Source organism: Kitasatospora sp. NPDC004799 (assembly GCF_040609095.1).
Lineage (GTDB): Bacteria > Actinomycetota > Actinomycetes > Streptomycetales > Streptomycetaceae > Kitasatospora.
The window spans coordinates 1-22,906 of sequence record NZ_JBEXJK010000098.1 but is presented as its reverse complement, the minus strand read 5'-3'; the positions used below and the strand labels follow the sequence as shown (position 1 = coordinate 22,906).

18 protein-coding genes and 1 pseudogene are annotated in these 22,906 nt (G+C 74.9%); 4 read left to right on the top strand and 15 right to left on the bottom strand.

The genetic code is table 11. The features are described from left to right. Positions 1-344 precede the first annotated feature (344 nt). A complete protein-coding gene (locus ABZW03_RS15380; RefSeq protein ID WP_355257202.1) occupies positions 345-1,760 on the top strand; it encodes a cation:dicarboxylase symporter family transporter in 1,416 nt (471 codons plus the stop codon). 98 nt (positions 1,761-1,858) lie between these two features. Here ABZW03_RS15380 and ABZW03_RS15375 read toward each other — a convergent pair whose 3' ends face one another. Further along, positions 1,859-2,932 (bottom strand): hypothetical protein, encoded by a 1,074-nt coding sequence (locus ABZW03_RS15375; protein ID WP_355257199.1) that lies wholly within the window; start codon positions 2,930-2,932, stop codon positions 1,859-1,861. Between the two features lie 92 nt (positions 2,933-3,024). After that, positions 3,025-3,705: an RNA polymerase sigma factor gene (locus ABZW03_RS15370; RefSeq protein WP_355257196.1), complete on the bottom strand. Its 681-nt coding sequence runs from the start codon at positions 3,703-3,705 to the stop codon at positions 3,025-3,027. A gap of 234 nt (positions 3,706-3,939) precedes the next feature. Here ABZW03_RS15370 and ABZW03_RS15365 point away from each other — a divergent pair, with 234 nt between their 5' ends. Next, positions 3,940-4,311: a hypothetical protein gene (locus tag ABZW03_RS15365; RefSeq protein ID WP_355257194.1), complete on the top strand. Its 372-nt coding sequence runs from the start codon at positions 3,940-3,942 to the stop codon at positions 4,309-4,311. Positions 4,312-4,490: 179 nt separating this feature from the next. Here ABZW03_RS15365 and ABZW03_RS15360 read toward each other — a convergent pair whose 3' ends face one another. From ABZW03_RS15360 to ABZW03_RS15325, 8 genes and pseudogenes are all read right to left on the bottom strand, one after another. Further along, positions 4,491-5,063: an ATP/GTP-binding protein gene (locus ABZW03_RS15360; protein ID WP_355257211.1), complete on the bottom strand. Its 573-nt coding sequence runs from the start codon at positions 5,061-5,063 to the stop codon at positions 4,491-4,493. A 124-nt stretch (positions 5,064-5,187) separates the two neighbouring features. Then, positions 5,188-5,535 carry a DUF742 domain-containing protein gene (locus ABZW03_RS15355; RefSeq protein WP_355257208.1) on the bottom strand — a complete coding sequence of 116 codons (348 nt, stop codon included), beginning with the start codon at positions 5,533-5,535 and terminating at the stop codon, positions 5,188-5,190. A gap of 125 nt (positions 5,536-5,660) precedes the next feature. After that, positions 5,661-6,071 carry a roadblock/LC7 domain-containing protein gene (locus tag ABZW03_RS15350; protein WP_355257205.1) on the bottom strand — a complete coding sequence of 137 codons (411 nt, stop codon included), beginning with the start codon at positions 6,069-6,071 and terminating at the stop codon, positions 5,661-5,663. A gap of 393 nt (positions 6,072-6,464) precedes the next feature. Next, positions 6,465-6,965 (bottom strand): annotated as a pseudogene (locus ABZW03_RS15345) (asparagine synthetase B); the annotation flags it as partial. Continuing rightward, positions 6,962-8,413 carry a hypothetical protein gene (locus ABZW03_RS15340; RefSeq protein ID WP_355257191.1) on the bottom strand — a complete coding sequence of 484 codons (1,452 nt, stop codon included), beginning with the start codon at positions 8,411-8,413 and terminating at the stop codon, positions 6,962-6,964. The pseudogene ABZW03_RS15345 and the gene ABZW03_RS15340, both read right to left, overlap by 4 nt. A gap of 138 nt (positions 8,414-8,551) precedes the next feature. Beyond that, positions 8,552-10,174: an aromatic amino acid ammonia-lyase gene (locus tag ABZW03_RS15335; protein WP_355257188.1), complete on the bottom strand. Its 1,623-nt coding sequence runs from the start codon at positions 10,172-10,174 to the stop codon at positions 8,552-8,554. A gap of 591 nt (positions 10,175-10,765) precedes the next feature. Next, entirely contained in the window at positions 10,766-11,968 is a 1,203-nt protein-coding gene (locus tag ABZW03_RS15330) for a cytochrome P450 (protein ID WP_355257185.1), read from the bottom strand. A gap of 145 nt (positions 11,969-12,113) precedes the next feature. After that, on the bottom strand, positions 12,114-13,301 hold the full coding sequence (locus tag ABZW03_RS15325; RefSeq protein ID WP_355257182.1) for an acyltransferase: 1,188 nt from the start codon (positions 13,299-13,301) through the stop codon (positions 12,114-12,116). A 206-nt stretch (positions 13,302-13,507) separates the two neighbouring features. Between ABZW03_RS15325 and ABZW03_RS15320 the strand changes: the two genes are divergently transcribed. Next, on the top strand, positions 13,508-15,016 hold the full coding sequence (locus ABZW03_RS15320; protein ID WP_355257179.1) for an MFS transporter: 1,509 nt from the start codon (positions 13,508-13,510) through the stop codon (positions 15,014-15,016). Beyond that, the gene (locus ABZW03_RS15315; RefSeq protein ID WP_355257176.1) at positions 15,013-16,047 is read left to right on the top strand and encodes an SGNH/GDSL hydrolase family protein; all 1,035 of its coding nucleotides are present in this window, start codon (positions 15,013-15,015) and stop codon (positions 16,045-16,047) included. The genes ABZW03_RS15320 and ABZW03_RS15315 overlap by 4 nt, the downstream gene beginning before the upstream one ends. Before the next feature lie 103 nt (positions 16,048-16,150). On the opposite strand, the gene ABZW03_RS15310 is transcribed toward ABZW03_RS15315, so the two are convergent. The 5 genes from ABZW03_RS15310 to ABZW03_RS15290 form a co-directional block, all read right to left on the bottom strand. Further along, on the bottom strand, positions 16,151-17,755 hold the full coding sequence (locus ABZW03_RS15310; RefSeq protein ID WP_355257173.1) for an ABC transporter ATP-binding protein: 1,605 nt from the start codon (positions 17,753-17,755) through the stop codon (positions 16,151-16,153). Then, positions 17,752-18,651 carry an ABC transporter permease gene (locus ABZW03_RS15305; protein ID WP_355257170.1) on the bottom strand — a complete coding sequence of 300 codons (900 nt, stop codon included), beginning with the start codon at positions 18,649-18,651 and terminating at the stop codon, positions 17,752-17,754. Before ABZW03_RS15305 ends, ABZW03_RS15310 begins: the two co-directional genes overlap by 4 nt. Then, positions 18,648-19,607, bottom strand: a complete 960-nt coding sequence (locus tag ABZW03_RS15300) for an ABC transporter permease (RefSeq protein ID WP_355257167.1) — start codon at positions 19,605-19,607, stop codon at positions 18,648-18,650. The genes ABZW03_RS15305 and ABZW03_RS15300 overlap by 4 nt, the downstream gene beginning before the upstream one ends. Further along, a complete protein-coding gene (locus ABZW03_RS15295) occupies positions 19,604-21,295 on the bottom strand; it encodes an ABC transporter substrate-binding protein (protein ID WP_355257164.1) in 1,692 nt (563 codons plus the stop codon). Before ABZW03_RS15295 ends, ABZW03_RS15300 begins: the two co-directional genes overlap by 4 nt. 495 nt (positions 21,296-21,790) lie before the next feature. Beyond that, a complete protein-coding gene (locus ABZW03_RS15290; RefSeq protein ID WP_355257161.1) occupies positions 21,791-22,594 on the bottom strand; it encodes an IclR family transcriptional regulator in 804 nt (267 codons plus the stop codon). Positions 22,595-22,906: the final 312 nt, after the last annotated feature.

The following is a 22,906-nucleotide window of genomic DNA, read 5'->3' as shown; positions in this document are numbered from 1 at the left end:
CTCGGCCTCGCCGTGATCGCCCAGGCCGGCTCCGTCCTGGTCAACCTGATGATCAAGGGCAGGACCGGCGAGGCCACCAACACCCTGCGGCTGCTTGGCCATGCCTGCCAGTGTGCACCACGCTCCCGGACGGCCCCCGGGCCCGTCCGGCCCGCACCCGTTCGCGGAGCGGGCGTCCGGGCCGCCCGGGCCGCCCGGGCCGCCCGGGCCGCCCGGGCCGCCCGGGCCGTTCGCCCTGTCCGTGAACTCTATGAACGCAAACGTGACCTCCGTCACCCCGGAGCCCATAGTCGGAGCGGCCCTCCCCCCGGGGCCGCCAGGACTGCACGGCAAGGGAGCCGCAGATGTCGATCGATGGAGCCGCCGTGGCGGCGGGACCCAGACGCAAGGACCGGACGCACTACCTCTACCTCGCCGTGATCGCCGCGGTGGTCGCGGGTGTCGTGGTCGGTCTGGCCGCCCCCGGTTTCGCCGTGGAGCTGAAGCCGATCGGCACGGGCTTCGTCAACCTGATCAAGATGATGATCAGCCCGGTGATCTTCTGCACCATCGTCCTGGGCATCGGCTCGGTGACCAAGGCCGCGAAGGTCGGCAAGGTCGGCGGCCTCGCCCTCGGCTACTTCCTCACCATGTCGACCGTGGCGCTGGCCATCGGCATGGTCGTCGGCAACCTGCTGGAGCCCGGCGGCGGCCTCCACCTGACCGCCGCGCTCGCCAAGTCCGGCCACGCCCAGGCGGCCGCCGGCGGCGCCCAGTCGACCACCGACTTCCTGCTCGGGATGATCCCCGAGACGCTGTTCTCCGCCCTCACCCAGGGCAAGGTGCTCCAGACCCTGCTGGTCGCGCTGCTCACCGGCTTCGCGCTCCAGGCGATGGGCCCGGCCGGCGCACCGGTGCTGCGCGGGATCGAGCACGTGCAGCGGCTGGTCTTCCGGGTGATGTCGATGATCATGTGGGTCGCGCCGGTCGGCGCCTTCGGGGCGATGGCCGCCGTGGTCGGCGCCACCGGCACCGCCGCGCTGAAGAGCCTGGCCGTCATCATGATCGGCTTCTACGTCACCTGCGCACTGTTCGTCGTCGTGGTGCTGGGCGCGATGCTGCGACTGATCGCCGGCGTCAACGTGTTCGCGCTGCTGAAGTACCTCGGCCGCGAGTTCCTGCTGATCCTCTCCACCTCCTCCTCCGAGAGCGCGCTGCCCCGCCTGATCGCCAAGATGGAGCACCTTGGCGTCAGCCGCCCGGTCGTCGGCATCACCGTGCCGACCGGCTACAGCTTCAACCTCGACGGCACCGCCATCTACCTGACCATGGCCTCGATCTTCATCTCCGAGGCGATGGACAAGCCGATGTCGCTCGGCGAGCAGCTCTCGCTGCTGGTCTTCATGGTGATCGCGAGCAAGGGCGCGGCCGGCGTCACCGGCGCGGGCCTGGCCACCCTCGCGGGCGGGCTCCAGTCGCACAAGCCCGCGCTGGTGGACGGCGTCGGCCTGATCGTCGGCATCGACCGCTTCATGTCGGAGGCCCGCGCTCTCACCAACTTCGCGGGCAACGCCGTCGCGACCGTGCTGATCGGGCACTGGACCGGTGAGCTCGACGCCGAGCGCGCCCGGCGGGTGCTGGCCGGCGAGCTGCCGTTCGACGAGCTGACGCTGGTCGACACCCACGGCGCGCCCGCCGGACCCGCCCAGGGCACCGAGGCCGGTCCCGCCCAGGGCGCCGCGACCGCCCCCGCCCAGGGCACCGCCCCCGTCGGGGCCTGAGCCCGGCAGCGACCCCCGCACTCCCCCGGCCCGGCGCCTCCACCAACCCCGGAAACGGCGCCGGACCGGGGGTCCTCACTGTCCGTCCGACCGGCCCGTCACAGCTCCTGCGAGCCGCTGACCACCCAGGCCACCCCGCCGACCGGGTCCTCCAGCGCGACGTGCAGATGGTGCAGCCCCGCCGAGGGCTCCTGCCAGGTGAAGCAGCGCATCCGGGCCACCAGTGCGTTCACCTCGCCCCGGTCCACCCCGTCCGCGCCCTCCGCCCCCTCCGGACCGTCCACCCCCTCCGGACCGTCCGCCCCCTCCGGACCGTCCACCCCCTCCGGACCGTCCGCCCCCTCCGGACCGTCGGCTCCGGCCATCGCGGCCAGCGCCCGCCACAGCCCCAGCCTGCCGTGCGCGCAGCCCTGCGCCCGCCCGACGGCGGCGGCCCGCACCAGCGCCGGGTAGGCGAGCGCGAACGGCAGGTACCCGCCGACCACCCGCCGGTCCCGGGCCACCAGGGCGGCCGCGTCCGGGGCCTGGCCATGCACACAGGCCGTCTCCGCCCACGGGGCGAGCGCGCCCAGCCCGGTCAGCGCCCGGGTGACCCGCGGTCCGTCCGGCCGGGCGGACGGCCGCGCCGCCGGGGGCAGGTCCACCTCGCCCAGGCCCTCGCGGCTGGCCGGCAGGGTCAGCAGCGCGCTGCGCGCACCCCCGCCGGGCAGGTACTCGCGCACCCGGGCCGCCTCGTCCCAGCCCGCCGCCTCCCACGGCTCCAGGCGCAGCGGCACGCCCTCCGGATCGGGCTCGCTCCCGCCCGAGAGGTCCTCGCCGAGCAGCGCCCGGGTGTGCGCGACCAGCCGCCGCACCGGGGCCGGGCCGAGCAGCGGGGCCAGCCGCAGCCAGGAGTGCCGGGTCGCCAGCACCTCCCAGAGCGGGCCGGCGTCGTGGTCGGCCACCCCGGCGGCCGTCCCCGCGCCGCCGTCGCCGTCGAACAGCCGGACGGCCAGCTCGGGCGGCGCCGCGTAGGCGATCAGGTGGCCGAGCGGCGCGGTCAGCGCGGCCGCGGCCTCCTCGCCCGCCTCCGCCACGGCGGCCGCCCGGCCCTGCCGGTAGGCGGCGAGCAGCTCGGGCCAGCGGCCGTCCTCGGCCAGTGCGCGCAGGCGGCCGTCCTCGTGCGTGATCACGAATCGCAGGGTACGGGCCGGGGCGGCACATCAGCCGACTTGACGTCAGTTCGGTGCGTCGGGGCGGTGATCGCCCGCCCGGATCCGCGGCCTCAACTCCGCCCGCACTCCCGTTCGCGCTCCCACCCCGGCTCCCGTTCGCACTCCCGCCCCGGCTCTCGTTCGCATTCCCGTTCGCGCTCCCGTTCGCGTTCCCGCTGGACGACGGCGCGCAGCCGGCCGTGGGCGCGGCGCCGGGTGACGGCCAGCGTGCTGCGGTGCAGGCCGAGCAGTTCGGCCGCCTCGTCGACGCTGTAGCCGTCGAGGTCCACCAGCACCACCGCGCGGGCCTGCTTGTCGGTCAGGAAGCCCAGCAGCCGCAGCACCTCCCAGCGCGCCTGCAGCTCGGCCATCCCGCCGACCCAGGGATCGGAGGCCGCCCGGTCCCGCTCGTCGGCGTCACCGACTTCCGGCACCTCGGGCATCGGCACCCGCCGCCGTTCCCTGCGCCACTGGTCGCGCAGGATGTTGACCATCGTGGTGAACGCATAGGCGTACGGCTGCGGATGGCCCAGGAAACGCTCCGGGCTACGGGCGATCCGGAGGTACGCGTCGTGGACGACGTCCCCGGCGCCGACCGGACCGCCGGCGAGGGAGGCCGCCGCCTGCTGGAGTCTGGGCAGCAGATCCGTGAACACCCGGTTGAACTCGGCCGATTGACCGTCCTGCCCGCTCGGACCGAAGCCCCCTTCCGCTCCACCGCCGACCGCGTTCCGACCACTGTGATCCGCCATGCCGCTCTCCCCGGAAATCGGCACCCCGAGCACCCGGCCCACCCCGGCCGCGAGGCCATGGGCCAACCGAATGACTTGTGACACAGGTCACATCATAGTTCGTCGTTTCACTGTGTGCAGTCATTCGTGTGCAACACGTCACCGGCCGTGCGGGAGACGGGACTTCACCTCCGCGCGGACCTCCCGGCGGCCGGGACGCTCCCTTCGACGGGAACCCTCAGCAAGGAGAACCGCATGCGAGGTTGCATCGTCAGGAAGATCGCGACGTTCGGGCTGGCCGCCGCGGCCACGCTCGGCGCGCTCGCGACCACCACCGCGCCGGCCGCCGCGGCGACCGTCCGGAACCAGACCGTCACCCCCGCCACCACCGAGGCCTGGAACACCGTCACGGGCGACGCCTACCGCTGCGTCATCACCGCCGACTACGGCTGGCGCTGGGAGGGTTACTGCAACGTCTACTCCGGGCGCCTGCGCACGATCACCTACTGTGCGGACGGCTCGCACAGCACCGGGCTGTGGATCGGCGCGCGACCGGAGGCCTGGGCGGTCTGGGGCAACTGCCCGGGGTCGCGCTGGACGCGGGTCGTCTTCCAGTGGCACAGCTGAACCGTTGACGGATGACGGGTGACGGGTGACGGGTAACAGATGACGACTAACAGATGACAGCTGACAGATTTCAACATCTGTCAGCTGTCATCTGTTACCTGTTATCTGTCGGTCGTCCGCTGTCCGCCCGGTCCGCGTGCCGGGCACCGTGCTTCCCCGCCGCCTCCGCCCGCCCCGCCTCAACCCACCGGCGAGGCGTCCGCGAGCAGCCGGGCGGCGTGCACCCGGCCCGCGTGCTCGACCAGGTTGATCAGCACCTCCTTGCCGGAGGCCCGGCGGCGAGCGTCGCACAGCAGCACGGGCGTACCGGCGTCCAGGTCCAGCGCGCGGGCGACCTCCTCCGGGCCGAACTCCCGCGTCCCGGCGAAACGATTCACCGCGACCACGAACGGGATGCCCCGGCACTCGAAGAAGTCCACGGCGGGGAAGCAGTCGGTCAGCCGACGGGTGTCGGCGAGCACCACCGCGCCGAGCGCGCCCTGGGCCAGCTCGTCCCAGAGGAACCAGAACCGGTCCTGCCCCGGGGTGCCGAACAGGTAGACCGCCAGCCCCTCGCGGATGGTGATCCGGCCGAAGTCCATCGCCACCGTGGTGGTGCTCTTCCGCTCCACGCCGTCCAGGTCGTCCACGTCGCGCCCGGCCTCGGTCAGCCGCTCCTCGGTGCGCAGCGGGCGGATCTCGCTGACCGCACCGACCAGCGTCGTCTTGCCCACCCCGAAGCCGCCCGCCACCAGAATCTTGAGCGCGAGCACGGCGCCGTCGGGGTCCTCGGCGTCAAACGGGTCCGAGCCGCCGTACGGGCTCGGCCCACCGTACGGAACGGATGATTCGGACACGACGGACGGTCCGGACGGTGCGACCGGTGCGGACGGGTGGTCAGAGTGCGCGGAGTCCACGGATGACCTCCTGGAGGATGCGCTCGTCGGGGAGCAGGGCGGGCGGGACGGGACGGCGGACCCGGATGAGCCCGGCCGCCAGCAGGTCGCCGAGCAGGACCCGCACGACGCCCACCGGCAGGTCGAGCTCGGCGGCCAGCTCGGCCACGGACAGCGGGGTGCCCCGGCACAGCGCGAGGATGCGCGCCTGCTCCGGGCCGACCGGCGGCTCGGGCGCGTCCGGCCCGAGCGCCGGGTCGGGCAGCTCCGTGACCACCACGGCGATCAGGTCGAACTGCTGCTCCCCGGCCCCGGTGCGCCCCCGGGTCATCGCGTACGGGCGGACCAGCGGCCCGGCCTCGTCGTCGTACCAGCGGGCCCGATGGGCGGCGGCGAGCGGGTTGCGGGGGCGCCCGTCGGGCTCAGCCCTCGGGTGCTCCGGATGTCGCCCCCGGTGCGGACGGGGCACCGGACTCACCGCCCGCCCACCGCCCGCGGCGGGGCGCTCAGGTGCTCCCCGACCCGCCGGACCAGTCTGGCCATCTCGTAGGCGATCAGACCGAGGTCGGCCCGGGCGGTGGCGAACACGGCGAGGCAGGTGCCCTCCCCGGCGGCCGCGACCAGCAGGTAGCCGCCCTCCAACTCGACCATGGTCTGGCGGACTTCGCCCGCGCCGAAGTGCCGGCCCGCGCCCTTGGCCAGGCTGTGGAAGCCGGAGGCGACGGCCGCCAGGTGCTCGCCGTCCTCGCGGGCCAGGCCGGCCGAGGTGCCCATGGCCAGGCCGTCGGCGGAGAGCATCACGGCGAAGCGGAGCTCGGGGGCGCGCTGGACCAGTTCGTCGAGGAGCCAGTTCAGCTCCCCCGCGCGGTGGGTGGTGGCGATCACGGACGCTCTCCTTCGGGTCGGGACGGGGGTCGGGGGTGGCGCGCCCGCGGCGGCTGCGGAGGGTCGGCGGGCTGCCCGGGCCGCCGGCCCTCGGGGGCCAGGCCGCGCGCCCATCCGTTCTGGAAGGCGGACATCGCCGCCCAGCACGGTGTCGGCGAGCAGGGCGCGCACCCGCCGGACGGTGGTCCGCTCGTCGTCGGTGTGCTCGGCGGCCTCCGGCGCCCAGTAGCGCCGGTGGCGAACGCCGTTCGGGCCGGCCACCAGCAGCCAGCCCGGGCGGACCTCGTGCAGGCCGCGGTAGACGGCGTCGCCGGGGCGCTTGAGCGCGACGGTGAGGACGTCCACCAGGCCGTTCGCATCCACCTCGGCGGGCAGTCCGGCGGCCAGCAGGGCCTTCGGCTCGGAGCCGAACACGAAGGATCCGTCCGGGAGTTCGGCCCAGTAGAGCGGCTCCTCGCCGAGCCGGTCGCGGATCAGCACCAGCTCCTCGGTGCGGGTGTCCCAGATCGCCACGGCGTAGCCGCCGACCAGCCGCTCGGCGGCGTCGGTGCCCCACTCCAGGTAGGCGCGCAGGGCGAGTTCGGCGTCCGAGCCGTTGCGGATGCGGTGGCCGCGGGCGGTCAGCGCGGTGTGCAGCGGGCCGGGGTTGAGCAGCTCGCCGGAGAAGGCGATGACGGCCGGCGCCGGGTCCAGCTCGGGCGGGAGCCAGGGCTGCGGCACGTCGTTGCGGGGCCCGGTGTGGAACTGGCGGTGGCCGAGGCCGACGTGCCGGTCCAGCCAGGTGCCGCCGCGGCGCGGGCCGCGGTGGGTCAGGGTGTCGGTGAACTCCCGTACGGATTCGGCCTGTTCGCGCACATCCCCGCTGCGCGACACCAGGCCGGCGAGGCCACTCATGCCTCGACCCCCGTGGCCTGCGCGACCTGCGCCAGGGACTCGCGCACCAGCGAGGTGAGCGGCGCGGGCAGCCGGCCCCAGTTGGCCTCCTCGTTGAGGTCCAGGACCCGGGAGAGCTTCCAGCCCAGGTACTGGCCGAGCGAGGCCAGCGGGGGCAGCTTCTCCACCGGGTGGACGGTCACCGTGTACTCCTCGAACAGCGGGGCGAGGCGCTGCTCCAGCACCCGCGACCAGGAGCCGTCCGGGGTGCCGTCGGTGGTGACCAGGCAGACGATGGTCCGGCCGCGCAGCACCAGCATGTAGTTGAACACCGAGGCGCCGGGCAGGGCCTCGGCCCACAGCGCCTCCTCCAGGTCGTCCTGGCGGATGTTGTTCTCGGCGAGCAGCAGGACGTCCTGGGCCCGGCCGAGGGTGCGCAGCACGGGCAGCCGGATGCCGCACTCGCAGGGGTCGGTCTCGATCCGGACCAGGTCGCCGGTGCGGTAGCGCAGCAGCGGGCGGGAGGGGATGTCCAGGGTGGTGACGATCAGCTCGCCCTGCACCGGTTCGCTGTCCGGGCCGAGCACGGTGGTGCGCTCGCCGTCGTCGATCTCCAGCAGGTAGCTCTGCAACTGGAGGTGCAGCCGGCGGCGTTCGCAGGTGACGGCGAGGGTGCCGGTCTCCGAGGAGCCGTACGAGCCGACGTAGGCGGTGCCGCCGGTGAGGCGTTCGAGGTGGCGCACGAAGCTGGGGCCGGTCTGCTCGGCCATCAGCAGCAGCCGGTCGAAGCGGGGCAGCGGCAGTCCGTTGCGCTGGGAGAACTGGGCGAGTTCCAGCAGCCGGGAGGGCGGGCCGACGTAGACGTTGGCGTTCAGGTCGGAGATCAGCCGCAGCACCCGGGTGTAGTCGCCGGTGATGTTGTCCACCCAGGGGCGGAAGGACATCACCCCGAGGTACTCCAGCACCTTCTCGAACTGGTAGGCGGCGGGGGCGAAGGGGGCGTTGATGAGGATCAGGGCGACGTCGGCGGGCTGTAGCAGCCGGCCCCAGGCCTCGCCGATGTTGAGGGTGTTGACCAGCAGGTCGTCCACCGCCTTGGGGGCGGGGGCCGGGTCGCCGGTGGTGCCGGAGGACTCGTAGTAGTGCAGGAACTCCGAGAGCGGGCGGGTGAACGCGCCGGCGCCGTGGCCGCCGAGCTCCTTCTTGCCGAGGAACGGCAGTGCGGCGAAGGCGTCCAGGGCCTCGGCGGGGGTGAGCGGGGTGTCCGAGCGCAGCCGCTCGGCGAGCTCGCCGGTGAGGGTGGCGGCGTACATCGGGGAGCGCACGGCGGCGGCCAGCGTGGTGGCGAGCTTGGCGCCGTAGCGGTCGGACGGGTCCTGGCCCTGCCAGGTGCGGTGGATCAGGGCGGTGTGGGAGTCCAGGCGCTCGGCGGCGTCCTGGCGTTGGGCGGGGTCGCGCAGTAGCAGCATCTCTGATTGCTCCTCGGTCTGGGGGAGTCACGGTCGGGACGTGCCGGTGCGGGGGAGCGGGCGGGCGCATCGGTGAAGCGGGGCCGGTGGTAGAGCTGGGGCCGGCGGGAGAGCACGGGGTCGGTGGTCGAGCAGGGGTCAGCGGGCGGCGAAGGGCTCGGGGAGCCCGGCGGCGCGGCGCAGCGAGCCGTCCCGGACCAGGCCGGCCACGGCGGCGACGTCGCCGTCCATCCGCCGGTCGCGGTCGGTGAAGGGGGCGTGCTCGCGGATCAGGCCGTGCACCTTCTGGAGGGTGGGCGAGGCCTTGCGCAGGCCGCGCAGGTCGACCGCCTGGGCGACGGCGAGCAGGTGGATCGCGGTGACGTCGCGGGTGAGTTCGACGACCGTACGGGCGTCGCGGGCGGCGATCGTGCCCATGCTCACCTTGTCCTGGTTGTGCGCCTCGGTGGACCGGGAGAACAGCGAGGCGGGGGCGGCGGTCTTGAGCGCCTCGGCGGTGAGCGCGGAGGCGGCGATCTGCATGCCCTTGAAGCCGTGGTGCAGCCCGGCGTGGGCGTCGGTGTCGGCGGCGGGGGCGATCAGGTTGGGCGGCAGGCCGCGGCTGAACTTGGGGTCGACCACCAGGGCGAGCTGGCGGTCGAGCAGGTCGGCGGTGTTGGCGACGGCGGTCTTGAGGCTGTCCATGGCCTGGCCGACGTGGCCGGCGTAGAAGTTGCCGCCGTGGTGCAGCAGGCCCTCCTCGGTGTCGAACAGCGGGTTGTCGGTGGAGGAGTTGACCTCGGTCTCCAGCCAGGGCCGCACCCAGTCCAGGGTGTCCCGCAGTACGCCGGTGACGTGCGGGGCGCAGCGCAGTGAGTACGGGTCCTGGATGCGGTGCTCGTGGGTGAGGAAGCCGCGGTCGCCCAGGCGCTCCTGGCGGTCGAGGATGCCCCGGTAGTCGGTGGCCAGTTCGGAGCTGTCGAGCAGGGCGCGGATCGTGGCGGCGGAGGCGAGCTGGCCGCTGTGCGGCTTCTGCAGGTGCAGGAAGGGGTGGAAGTGCGAGGCGTTGCCGTGCAGCGCCTCCACGGCGAGCGCGGTGGCGATGTCGGCGGCGGCGGCGAGTTCGGCCGCGTCGTGGGCGGCCAGGACGGCGAAGGCGGAGGTGAAGGAGGTGCCGTTGATCAGGGCCAGGCCCTCCTTGGCGGAGAGCACGACCGGTTCGATGCCCTCCTCGGCGAGCGCCTCGGCGGCCGGGCGGACCCGGCCGCGGTGCAGCACCTCGCCCTCGCCGAGCAGGGCGTGCGCGAGGTAGCAGAGCGGGACGAGGTCACCGCTGGCGCCGAGCGAGCCCCGTTCGGGGATGAGCGGCAGGATGTCGGCGGCCAGGTGGCGCAGCAGGGTGTCGACCACGGCGGGGCGGATCGCGGAGGGGCCGCGGCCCAGGCAGTTGGCGCGGATCAGCTGGACGGCGCGGGCGACCTCGGGTGCGGCGGTGGGGCCGGTGCCGTTGAGGTGGTAGGTGACCAGGTTGCGCTGGAGCGCGGCGGCCCGGTCGGCGGAGATCTGGTGCGCGACGGAGTCGCCGAAGCCGGTGGTGATGCCGTACAGCGGGATGCCGCGGGCCAGCCAGTCCTCCTTGAGGGCGACGGAGGCGGCCATCCGCTCGGCGGCGGCGGGGGCGAGGACCGGTCTGGCGGCGCCGGGGCGGGCCCGGGCGACGGAGACGATGTCGGTGAGGGTCAGGTCGTGGCCGGTCAGGGCCAACGGGGGCGTGGTGGGCATGGGTCCTCGTTCCTGGGGCGGAGCGGGCGGTCCGGTCGAGGGGCGGTGTACCGGCTGGCCCCAAGTCTCGGGATCGGACAGGCGTTCCGTCTTCGGGCATCCGTACGGACCGGATCCCGTCCCAACGGCCGGGCGGCGGCGGGGGACCCGGCCCAACGGACGGGGCGTCGGACCGGGTCGCTGGACTGGGGCGCCGGATGGGGTCGTCGGACTGGGTCACCGGGTTGGGTCGTCGGGTCGGGTCGGGCAACCGGGTCACTCGGACGGGTCGCTCGATCGGGTCGTCCGACCAGCCGTCGGACCGGGTCGTTCGACCGGGTCGCCAGGTCGGGTCGCTGGACCGGGTCATCGGGTCGGGGCGTCGGATCCGGTCGGGCGATCGGGTCGCCCGACCGACCGTCGGATCGGGGCGTTCGACAGGGGTGCCGGGTCGGGTCGTTCGACAGGGTCGCTGGACCTGGTCACCGCGTCGGGGCGTCGGACCGGGTCGTTCGACCAGGTTGCCACGACGCCACGACGCCACGACGCCGGGGCGTCACGTCGCCGCGACGCCGGGGCGCTACGACGCCGGGGCGGCGTGGCCCGGGGCCGTCACCACTCGACGGGCAGCGCCTTCGGACGCAGCGTCAGCAGGCCGCCGAGCCACTCGACCTCCTCGGCGGGCACCGCGAGCCGCAGCGAGGGCAGCCGGCGGGCCAGGGTGCCGAAGGCGACCTGGAGCTCCATCCGGGCGACGCCCGCGCCGGGGCAGTAGTGGGCGCCGTGGCCGAAGGCGACGTGCCGGGGGTCGGAGCGGGTGAGGACGAGCCGCTCCGGGTCGTCCACCCGGCGGACGTCGCGCCCGGCCGCGTGCATCACCGGGATGACGCCCTCGCCCCGGGCGACCGGGGTGCCGGCCAGCTCCAGGTCCTCGGTGGCGATCCGCATGAAGCCGATCTCGGACGGCGGGGCGTAGCGCAGCAGTTCCTCGGTCGCGTTCTCCAGCAGGTCGGGGCGCTCGGTGAGCAGCCGCCACTGGTCGGGGTGGCGCAGCAGCTGGTAGAGCGCCCGGGAGACCGCGCTGACAGTGGTGTCGTGGCCGGCCACCAGCAGGTTGATGCCGAGCCAGACCAGCTCGCGCTCGTCGAGGCGGTCCTCGTCGTCGCGGGCCGAGATGAGGGTGGAGAGCAGGTCCTCGCCGGGGTTCGCGCGGCGCTCGGCGACCAGCGCGGCGACGTACGCGGCGGACTCCTGGCGGGCGGCGAGCCGCTCCTCGGGGGTGTGGGCGGTGATGGAGACCAGCCGGTCGGTCCACTGCTGGAGCAGCGGGCGGTCCTCGACCGGGGCGCCGACCATCTCGCAGATCACCCAGACCGGCAGCACGGCGGCGAAGTCGTGGTGCAGGTCGGCCGGGCGGGGGCCGTCGACCAGCCGGTCGATCAGCTCGTCGGCGATCTCCACCACCCGGGAGCGCCAGCGCTCCGCCTTGCGCGGGGTGAAGGCGGGGGCGATCAGCCGGCGCAGCCGGGCGTGGTCGGGGCCCTCCTGGTTGAGCAGGTTGTACGGGTTGTCGGAGAAGTCCTCGCCGGAGACGGTGCGTACGGCGCCCGGCTCGCGCAGGGCGGCCCGGGACAGCCGCTGGTCGGAGAGGGCGGAGACGACCTCGTCGTAGCCGGTGACCAGCCAGGCCTGGTCGCCGCTGGGCAGTCGGACCCGGCTGACCGGGCACTTGGCGCGCAGGTCGGCGAACTCGGCGGGCGGCTCGCCGTAGGGGGAGAGCGGGAGGGGGTAGGCGGTGAGGTCCTGATCGGTCATCGGTCTGCCTCTCGGTCGGGTCGCGGATGGGTGCGGTGGTCGTGGTGGTCGGTCGCGGCCGTGTTCGTGGCCGTGGCCGTGGCCGTGTTCGTGGTCGGGCGGTCGTGGCGTCGGTTCGGGTGGCGCGGGGTCAGGCGGCGTGGGGTCAGGCGGTCGGGGCCTCGGTCAGCCGGTCGGCGGCCGGGGCGGGGCCGGGCGTCGGGCCGACCGGCGACCCCGGGGGCGTGGCGTCGTCGGCCCGCCGCCGGGGCGTGCCGAGCAGCCGGACCGCCGGCAGCTCGACGTACCGGTGCAGGAGCCCGGCGAGCAGCCAGGAGGCGGCGAACGCGCCGAGCAGCAGCGCGGCGACGACCGGCGTGGAGAAGGTCCGTCCGGCGCCGAGGGCGCGGTGGCCGTGGTCCAGGATCAGCCGGTGGACCAGGTAGAAGGCGAAGACCCAGCTACCGAGGGTGACCATCGGCCGGGAGGTGAGGAAGGAGCGGCGGCCGGCCACGTCGCGGGCGGCGAGTGCGGGCAGCAGCAGGGCGATCGGGACGATCGCGGGGGTGGTCAGGCCCCACAGGAACGGCAGCTGCTTGGCCAGGAACTGGGCCGGGAGGAGGAGCAGCGCGGCGGGCAGCGCCCCGATCGGCAGCCGGCGGCCGGTGAGGACGATCCGGGCGAGCAGGATGCCCAGCACGAACTCCAGCAGCCGCACCGGCGGGAACACGTAGACGAACCAGAACTGCCACACCGAGCCGGAGCCGAACGGCAGCGGCGGACGGTCCGGCAGCAGGGCGGAGGCGGCCGGGACGAGCAGGATCGCGACGATCACCGCGGCGGTCCAGGCCCAGAGCCGCTCGGGGCGGATCCGCCGGATCCAGCGCACCAGCAGCGGGAAGGCGGCGTAGAAGAAGACCTCGCAGGAGATCGACCAGCTGACGTCGTTGAGGCTGGAGAAGACCTCGCGGTCCGGGTTCCAGGTGTGCACCAGGAACAGGTTGGGAACGGCCTGCCGGAGGGTCGCGGCGCTGCCGGCCACGGCGAGCAGCACCAGCGCGGCGGCCCAGGTGAGCACGTGCAGCGGGTAGATCTTGGCGGCCCGGCGGCGCCAGAAGCCGCGGGCGCTGTGTCCGGGGCGCGACCCCCAGGTGATCACGAAGCCGCTGAGGACGAAGAAGCAGCTGATCGCGGTCCAGGCGCCGTTGGCGACGAGCCAGGCGTAGACGTCGGCGACCTCCGGGTCGCCGAACGGCTTCTCCATGTCCGCGTGGAAGGCGAAGACCGGCAGCACGATCAGGAACCTGATGCCGGTGAGCGAGGGCAGGCGGGGACGTCTGACGGATTCGGGCATGGCTGGGCAACTCCCCCGTGGGTTGGGCCGATATTTCTAAGGTTCGGCAATTATCAAACAATAGGAAGTCAACTCCCCGTGATGCAAGGGGTGTTGGTGTTCGTGTGGTGCCGAGATTGTTTGACGCTAGATGATTTGGCTGCTACGTTCAGTCCACTTGATTGAGATGCAGACGATTGTCTGCCAGATGGATAGGGAGAGGGCCGATGCCGGACACGGCGCCCCGCACCCTCGGCGCGCACAAGGGGTTGGCACTCCTGGTGCTCTGCGCCCAGCTCTTCCTCGACTCGATGGACGTCTCCCTGATGGGTGTCGCCCTGCCGGAGATCAAGCAGGACCTCGGCCTCGGGCCGGAGACGCTGCAGTGGATCATCTCCGGCTACGCCGTCGCGTACGGAGGCTTCCTGCTGCTCGGCGGGCGCGCCGCCGACCTCTTCGGCCGCCGCCGGCTGTTCTTCTGGGCCACCGCCGTGTTCGCCCTGGTCAGCCTGGCCGGCGGACTCGTCTCCGACGGCACCCTGCTGGTCGTCAGCCGCGTCATCAAGGGTGTCGCGGCCGCCTTCATCGCCCCCGCGGCGATGTCGATCATCACCACCACGTTCAAGGAGGGCCCCGAGCGCACCCGCGCGATGGGCATCTTCTCCCTCACCGGTGCCAGCGGCTACGCGGCCGGCCTGGTGTTCTCCGGCGTCCTGACCGAACTGCACTGGCGGCTCATCTTCTTCGTCCCGTTCGTGGTCGCCTCGCTGGTCCTCGCCGTCACCAACTACGCCGTCGCCCCCGACCAGCCGCGCACCGGCGAGCGTCCCGGCTTCGACGCGGCCGGCGCGCTCACCGCGACCGCCGGCGTCCTGCTGCTCGTCCTCGGACTCGTCCGAGCCCCCGAGGTCGGCTGGGGCTCCACCGCCACCCTCGCCTCGCTGATCGCCGCCGTCGTCCTGCTGGTCGCCTTCGTGGTCATCCAGCAGCGCCGCACCGACCCGCTGCTGCCGCTGCGGATCTTCCGCTCGCGCACCCTGTCCACCGCCAACACCGTCGGCCTGGTCTGGGCCTGCGCCACCATCGGCTGGCAGTTCATCGCCCTGCTCTACCTCCAGCAGGTGCTCGGCTACAGCGCCCTCCAGGCGGGCCTGGCGATCGTCCCGATGGCCGCCGCGATCCTGCTCGCCGTCAACCTCGCGCCCAAGCTGATCAACCGCTCCGGGCTGCGCCCGGCGGCCGTCCTCGGCCTGCTCCTCCAAGGCGGCGGCATCCTGCTGTTCCTGCGCACCGGCACGGACAGCGACTACCTGAGCGTGCTGCTGCCCGCGCTGATCGTGCACGGGCTCGGCAACGGCACCAGCTTCCTCGCCTTCAACATCGCCGCCGTCAGCGGCGTGAAGAACGAGGACCAGGGCCTGGCCACCGCGCTGGTCACCGCCGCCCTCCAGCTCGGCGGCGGCATCGGCGTCGCGGTCGGCGCGGCGGTGCTCACCGGCGTCGGCGGCGCCTCGCCCTCGCTCTCCGCGTACCACTGGGCCTTCCTGGTGGCCGCGCTGTTCTCGGCCGTCGGGCTGGTCGCCGCCGCCCTCGGGCTGGGCGCGCCGAAGGGCGTGACGGGCGAGGACGGCCCCACGGGCGAGGGCGGCGCCACGGGCGAGGGCGGTGCCGCGGACGGGGACGCCTCCGCCGAGGCGCCGGCCCGGACCGCGGACCTCCAGGAGGGCCGGGCGTGACCGCCACCCGGCCCGCCGCCACCGCCGTCGAGCGGCTCACCCCGGACGACCCCCGGATCTCCTGGGACGGCATCAGCGGCCTGGCCCGCCACGAGGACCGCTGGATCCCGCTGCGCCTGCCGCTGGACCGGGTGGCGACCACGCTCTCCGCCGACTTCGCCCGACTCGCCCGGATCCCGGCCGGCGCCCGCTTCGGCCTGCGCACCGACGCCGCCGAACTGATCCTGGAGCTGGACGCCGAATCCGGCAGCGCGCCGCTGGACGTGGTGGTGGACGGCGTCGTCGCCCACCGCTGGCACCCGGTGTCAGGCCGCCACCGGCTGGCCCTGCCGCTGCCCCCCGGCGCGAACGGCCCGGCCGAGGTGGAGGTCTGGCTGCCGCACCTCAGTCGCACCGGGATCGGCCCGCTCGCGCTGCGCGGCCACCGGGTGCTGGAGCCGCTCGACCGCACCGGACCGCGCTGGATCGCCTACGGCAGCTCGCTGACCCACGCGATGTTCCCGCACGGCCCGTCCGAGAGCTGGGTCTCGCTGGTGGCCGTCCGGCACGGCTGGCGGCTGCGCAACCTCGGCTTCGCCGGGGAGGCGTACCTGGACCCGCTGGTCGCCCGGGTCGTCCGGGACACCCCGGCCGAGCTGATCACGCTGGAGATCGGCACCAACGCCTACATCCGCAGCGTGTTCACCGCGCGCAGCTGGGGCTCGGCGGTGTGCGGCTTCGTCGAGACCATCCGGGACGGCCACCCCGACACCCCGATCGCGGTGATCGCCGCGCTGCCCTCGGTGGAACGGGAGAAGGCGGTCAACGCCGCCGGGCTGACCCTGGAGGGCATCCGCGAGCTGACCGGCGAGGCCGTCCGGGTGCTCCAGCGGCTCGGCGACGGGCGGCTGCACCTGGTCGACGGCCGGGACGTGCTGCCCGTCGCGGAGGCCGACCGGGTGTACGCGGACGGGCTGCACCCGACCCCGGACGGCGAGCACGACCTCGCGGACCGGGCCGCGCCGATCCTCCGGCGGCTCCTGCCCGGCTGAGGGCCGGCCCTGCTGGTCAGGACCCGAACGACGGTGCCCCGACGGGACGTTCCCGCCGGGGTACCGCCGTACGTTCGCCCGGGACCGCCCGCCGGGCCGTCCGTCAGGCCGCCGACCGCGCGGGCAGCCGGGGCACCGCCGCCAGCAGCTGCCGGGTGTACGGGTGCTCGGGAGCGCGGAACACCCGCTCGGCCGGGCCGTACTCGACCGCCCGGCCGTCCTTCATCACCAGCACCCGGTCGCTCACCTGCCGCACCACCGCGAGGTCGTGCGAGATGAACAGCATCGCCAGGCCCAGCTCGGCCCGCAGCCGGGCCAGCAGCTCCAGCACCTGCGCCTGCACCGAGACGTCCAGGGCCGACACCGGCTCGTCGCAGACCAGCAGCCGCGGCCCGGTGGCCAGCGCCCGGGCGATCGCCACCCGCTGGCGCTGTCCGCCGGACAGCCCGTGCGGCCGCCGCTCCAGGTGCTGCTCGCCGAGGCCCACCTGGGCCAGCAGCTCGACCGCCCGCTCCCGCCGGGCCGCGCCGCGGGCCACCCCGGCGACCGCCAGCGCCTCGGCCAGGATCCGCCGGACGGTGAAGCGCGGATCGAAGGAGGCCAGCGGGTCCTGGTGGACCAGCTGCACCGCGGACCGGGCCGGACGGCGCAGGCGCTCGGGCAGCGCGCTCCACGGCCGGCCGTCCAGCAGCACCTCCCCGGCGTCCGGGGCCAGCATGCCCATCACCAGCTGGGCGGTGGTGCTCTTGCCGGAGCCGGACTCGCCGACGATGCCCAGGGTCTCGCCGGGGGCGAGCCCGAACGACACGTCGGCGACGGCCTCCCGCAGGCCGCCGTCCGGGGTGCGGTAGCGCTTCACCAGGCCGCGGGCGGTGAGGAGTCGGCCCGTTCCCGGGTCGGCGGGGGCGGCCTCGGCGGCCGGGCGGTCCGGATCGGGCGCGGCGGCCAGCAGCACCCGGGTGTACGGGTGCTCGGGCGCGCCCAGCACCCGCTCGGCCGGGCCGCTCTCCACGATCCGGCCGTCCTTCATCACCGCGATCCGGTCCGCCAGCCGGGCCACCACCGCCAGGTCGTGGCTGATCAGCAGCAGGGCCGTCCCCTTGGCCTTCAACTCGCCGAGCAGGTCCAGTACTTGGGCCTGCACGGTGACGTCCAGCGCGGTGGTCGGCTCGTCCGCGACCAGCACCCGCGGCCCGGCCGCCAGTGCGGAGGCGATCAGCGCCCGCTGGCGCAGCCCGCCGGACAGCTGGTGCGGGTACTGCCGGGCCCGTCCGGCCGGTTCCGGCACCCCGACGTCGCGCAGCAACTCCTCGACCCGGCCCGGCACTTCGGCCTTCGGCAGAACCCGGTGGGCGAGCAGCGGCTCACCCACCTCGGCGCCCACCCGGCGCAGCGGGTCCAGTGCGGACAGCGCGTCCTGGAGCACCAGCCCGACCGTCCGGCCGCGCACCCGGCGCCACTCCCGCTCGCCGAACGCGGCGGCGTCCCGGCCCTCGACCAGGAACCGCTCGGCCCGTACGGCGGCACCGGGCGCGGTCAGCCCGACCAGCGTCCGGGCCGTGACGCTCTTGCCCGAGCCGGACTCGCCGACCAGCGCCAGGCACTCGCCCGCCGACAGCGCCAGCGACACCCCGGCCACCGCCGTGGTCCGCCGCCTGCCGTGGCCGAACTCGACGTTCAGGCCCTCCAGTTCGATGATCGGGCTCATGGCGTCCGTCCTTCCAGGCAGCGGTGCAACTGTCGGCCGAGCACGGTGATCGCGACCACCACGGCGGTGATCGCGGCCCCCGGGAAGACCGCGATCCACCAGGCGGTGGACAGGAAGTCGCGGCCCTGGGAGAGCATCGCCCCCCACTCCGGGGCGGGCGCCTTGGGCCCGAGCCCGAGGAAGCTGAGCGCCGCGCCCGAGACCACGGCGGTGCCGACGGCCAGCGTGGCGGGCACTGTCAGCGGCCCCAGCGTGTTCGGCAGCACGTGCCGCAGCACCACGGCCGTCCGGGGCACCCCGAGCGCCGTCGCGGCGCGCACGTACTCCGAGCCGCGCACCACCATCGCCTGCCCGCGCACCAGCCGGGCGAAGCCGGGGGTGGCCGCGATCGCGATGGCCAGCAGCGCGTTGCCGGTGCCCGGGCCGACCACCGCGATCACCAGCAGTGCGAGCAGCAGTTCGGGCAGCGCCAGCAGGACGTCCACGGCGCGCATCGCCACCTGGTCGCCGATCCGGCCGGACAGCGCGGCCGGCAGGCCGACCAGCAGGCCGGCCAGCACGGACAGCGCCGTCGCGCCGAGCCCGATCAGCAGCGAGTACCGGGCGCCGTGCACCACCCGGGCGTACACGTCCCGGCCCAACTGGTCGGTGCCCAACCAGTGTTCGGCGCCGGGCGGGGTGAGCGCGGCGACCGGGTCGGCCGCCGTCGGGTCGGCGGGCGCGAGCAGCCCGGGCCAGGCGCAGGCGAGCACCGCCACCGCCAGGACCAGCGCGGCGAGCAGCGCCCCGGGCCGCAGCCGGGCGGCCCGGCCCCCGGCGGAGCGGACCGTACGGGCGGCCGGCCCGGGGGCCGGCTCGGAGGGAGCCCCGGGGGCCGGTGCGACCGAGCTCGTCATGCCGCCACCTCCCGCACCGGGCCGGCGCCGCGCAGCCGGGGGTCGATCAGCAGGTAGAGCCCGTCCACCACGGTGTTCACCACCAGGTAGACCGCGGCGGACAGCAGGATCAGCCCGATCACCACCGGCAGGTCGTGCCCGGTGACCGCGTCCAGCGCCACCCGGCCCAGCCCCGGCCGGGCGAACACCGTCTCCACCAGGACCGTCCCGCCCAGCAGCCCGCCCACCAGCCAGCCGCCCAGCGTGACCGCCGGCACCAGCGCGTGCCGCAGCGCGTGCCGGCCGCGCAGCGCCAGCGGGCCGATCCCGCGCGAGCGGGCGGTCAGCGCGAACGGCTCGTGCAGCGCCGACTCCAGGCCCTCCCGCAGCACCTGCGAGAGCAGCGAGCCGAACGGCACCGCCAGCGTCACCGCCGGCAGCACCAGCGACTCCCAGCCCTCCGCCCCGGCGACCGGGAACAGCCGCAGGTGGAAGGAGAACAGCGTGAGCAGCAGCACGCCCAGCCAGAACGGCGGGGTGGAGATCGCCAGCAGCTCCGCCCCGGACGCCGCGCCGCGCACCGCCCGGCGGCGCCCGGCCGTGGTCACCGCGGAGACCAGGGCGAACAGCAGGATCAGCCCGAAGGCCGTCAGCGCGAGCTCCGCGGTCGGGCCGAGCTGCTCGCCGATGATCAGGCTCACCGGCTGCTGCTGCTGGTAGGAGCGGCCGAGGTCGCCGCCCAGCAGCCGGCCGAGGAACGTCAGGTACTGCTCGAACAGCGGGCGGTCCAGCCCGAACTCCCGGGTGATCTCGGCCCGGACGGCCGCCGAGCCGGTGGTCACCGAGCCGCCGAGCAGGGTCGACACCGGGTCGCCCGGCACCAGGTGCAGCGCCAGGAACCCCAGGGTGGCCGCGCCCCAGAGCACCAGGACCGCGCCGCCCAGCCGGTGCAGGGCCGCGCGCGCGAACCGGCTCACCTGGTCCGCCAGACGCCGGCGAACTGCGGCCAGGCGTTCGCGTCGAACACCAGCCCGCGGACGCCCTCGGAGCGCCCGATCAGGTTGGCGGTCACGTACAGCGGCAGCACCGTGCCGTGCTCGACCGCCCACCGCTCGGCCTTGGTGTAGTTCGCCTTGCGGGCCGCCGGGTCGGTCGTCGCCGCGCCCGCCGTCAGCCAGCCGTCCAGCTCCGGGTCGCTGCTCAGCGAGACGTTCTGGCCGCCGGCGGCCGGGGTGTTGGCGGAGAGGTAGAAGCCGGCCAGGATCGCCGGATCGGCCCGCACCCAGGAGTTGTCCCACAGGTCGTAGTCGCCGCTCGCGTAGACCTTGAAGTAGGTGCCGTTGTCGATCGAGTCGCGCACCAGCTCGACCCCGGCCTTCTTCAGGTCGGCCTGGATGCCCGCCGCCAGGGTGTCGCGCTGGTCGCGCACCAGCGAGGCGATGTACGGCCAGTGCAGGGTCAGCCGCTTGCCGTCCTTGACCCGGTAGCCGTCCCCGTCCCGGGCGCTCCAGCCGGCCTCGTCCAGCAGCCGGCCGGCCGCCGCCGCGTCGTGCGGGAGCGCGTCCTTCAGCCCGGCCTCGTACGACGCCGGGGTGGTCGGGCTCAGCGGGCTCCAGGCGCGCTCGTACTCGCCGAAGTAGATGCTCTTGACCAGCGCGTCCACGTCCACCGCCCGCTGGACGGCCCGGCGCACCCGCTCGTCCCGCAGCGCGCCGCGGGTGGAGTTCAGGAACAGCGAGTAGACCACGCCCGGGTTCTGCGTCCGGGTGACCTCGACGCCCGCCGCCCGGACGGTGCGCACCGCCGAGACCGGCAGCGCCGCCGCGTCCACCTGGCGGCTGGTCAGCGCGCCGGAGCGGACCGAGTCCTCGGGCAGGAAGCGGATGGTCAGCCCGTCCAGGTACGGCGCGCCCTGGTTCGCGGCGCCCTCCGGGGCCCAGGCGTAGGCGTCGTTGCGCTTGAACTCGACGTGGTCGTTCTTGACGTACTCGGTCTCCCGGAACGGCCCGGTGCCCACCGAGTTCGCGCCGCCCGCGCACAGCTGGTCGGCCTTCTCCGCCAGCGACTTGGGGGAGGCGATGCCCAGGTACGGGGTGGCGGCCGCCTGCAGGAACGGCACGTACGGCTCCGCGAAGGAGACCCGGACGGTGAGCGGGTCCACCACCTCCGCCCCGGTGTACGGGCCGAGCAGGCTGGCCGCGTACAGCGACTTGGTCCTCGGGTCCTTGACGTGGTCCAGGTTGGCCTTCACCGCGGCGGCGTCGAAGGCCGTGCCGTCGTGGAAGGTGACGCCCTCGCGCAGCTGGAAGGTGTACGTCCGGGCGTCCGGGGAGATCTGCCAGGACTTCGCCAGCCACGGGTGGAAGGCGCCCTTGTCGTCCAGGTACACCAGCGAGTCGAAGACGTTGCGCTGGATCACCGCCGTCACGTCGCCCGGGCTGACGTGCGGGTCCAGGCAGGAGGTGCCGACCGCCACCGCGTACTTCAGGGTGCCGCCGCGCACCGGAGTGCCCCCGGTGCCCCCGCCCGGCGCGGCCGGGCCGGCCGAGGAGCAGCCCGCGAGCAGCGCGGCCGCCAGGCCGACGGCGGGGACGGCCGGGGGGACGGCGAACGGACGGGGGGTGCGGGTCCGTCGGGCGGCGGGGGGCACGGGTCTGCTGGGCATGGGTGACTCCTCGGTGGTGCCGGTGGAGGGCGTACGGGACCGCCGCCGGGCGCGGGCGCGCACGGCGGGGGAAAGGGGAGAGGAAGGAAGAGCGGATCGGGCGTCGGATCCGGGGCCCGGCCCGGGTGCCCGGCTCCCAGGCGTCAGGGGGCCTGGCTCTCGGATGCCGGGTGCCTGGCTCTCAGGCGTCGGGTGTCAGGCGTCGGGTGTCAGGCGTCGGGTGTCAGGCGTCGGGTATCAGGCGTCGGGTGTCAGGCCGAGGCGCGGTACGGGGCGCCGGGCACACCGGTGCCCCGGGCGCGGTCGAGGACGCGACATCGGCCGCGGCCGACCGGGCCACCCGCCGACGGGGCGACGCCCCGCGAGGCCGGGGTCCTGCCACCGCTGCTGTGCACTGCGGCCTCCGATGCCTGCGCGTCCGCCCGTTTCGCGCACCAGGGTGCCCGCTGCCGGCGGTTCCTGGCCACCGCGGCGTTCCACCCAGTGGAACGCGTCTCAGCCGGCGGGGTGCGCCCCCTCCCCGGCCACCGAACGCGCCACCTCGGCCGCCATCAGCCGCCCCGCCTCGCGCAACCGCCCTTCGTACCGGACCGGATCCACCGGCGCGGCCACCACCAGCCCCAGCGCCGCCAGCAGCGAACCGTCCGGATGGAACACCGGCACCGCCGCCGCGCCGTACCCCGGCTGCATCTCCCGGCGCGCGTACCCGACGCCGCCGCGCCGCACCGCCGCCAGCTCCCGGGCCAGCCGGCCCGGCGCCACCACGGTGTACCGGGTGTGCCGCGCGCCCGCCGCGGACAGACCCGCCGTCACCTCCCGGACCAGCGCCTCCGGCGCGTACGCCAGCAGCACCCGGCCCACCGCCGTGGCGTGCAGGTCCATCCGGCCGCCCACCCGCACCTGGAACGGCGAGGACTGCACGGCCGCGCTCGGCAGCCGGTCCAGCAGCAGCGCCGACCGGCCGTCCAGCGTCGCCACCAGCGCCGTCTGACCGGTCCGCTCGTGCAGTTCCTGCAGGGCCGGCTGCGCCAGCTCCCGGATCCGGCGCAGGCACGGCTCCAGCGCCCCCAGCGCCCACAGCCGCCGCCCCAGCCGGTACCCGCCGTCCCGCTGCCGCTCCAGCGCGCCCCAGGCGACCAGCTCGCGCACCATCCGCAGCGCCGTCGGCGCCGGCAGCCCGGCCTGCCGCGCGATCTCCGCCAGCCGCAGCGACTCCCGCTCCCCGTCGAAGGCCTCCAGTACCGCGAACACCCGCCCGGCCACCGACCGGCCCCCGGCCTCCCCCGAATTCCCCGCCACCCGCCCCACCTCCACCGCCGCCCACATCCCGTGCCCTGCCCCAACACCCGCACCCGGCACGCCGATTCCGCCCCGGCGGGCCGGGTCGGAGCAGCGTCACCCGCCCACCCTCCTCGGCCGCCCGCATCCCCCTGCACCGCGGCCCGACCGGCCGTCCCCGGCGCCCCGATTCCGCCCGGCGCGGGCCGGGGCAGCGGAGGCAGTCGGCCATCCGCTTCCTGTCTCCTGCTCAGCGCCGCGCCGGGCACCTTCCGTTGTGCCCGCGGCGCCCGCCTCGCCCGGCGCCCGCCTCGCCCGCCGCCGGGCGCGGAC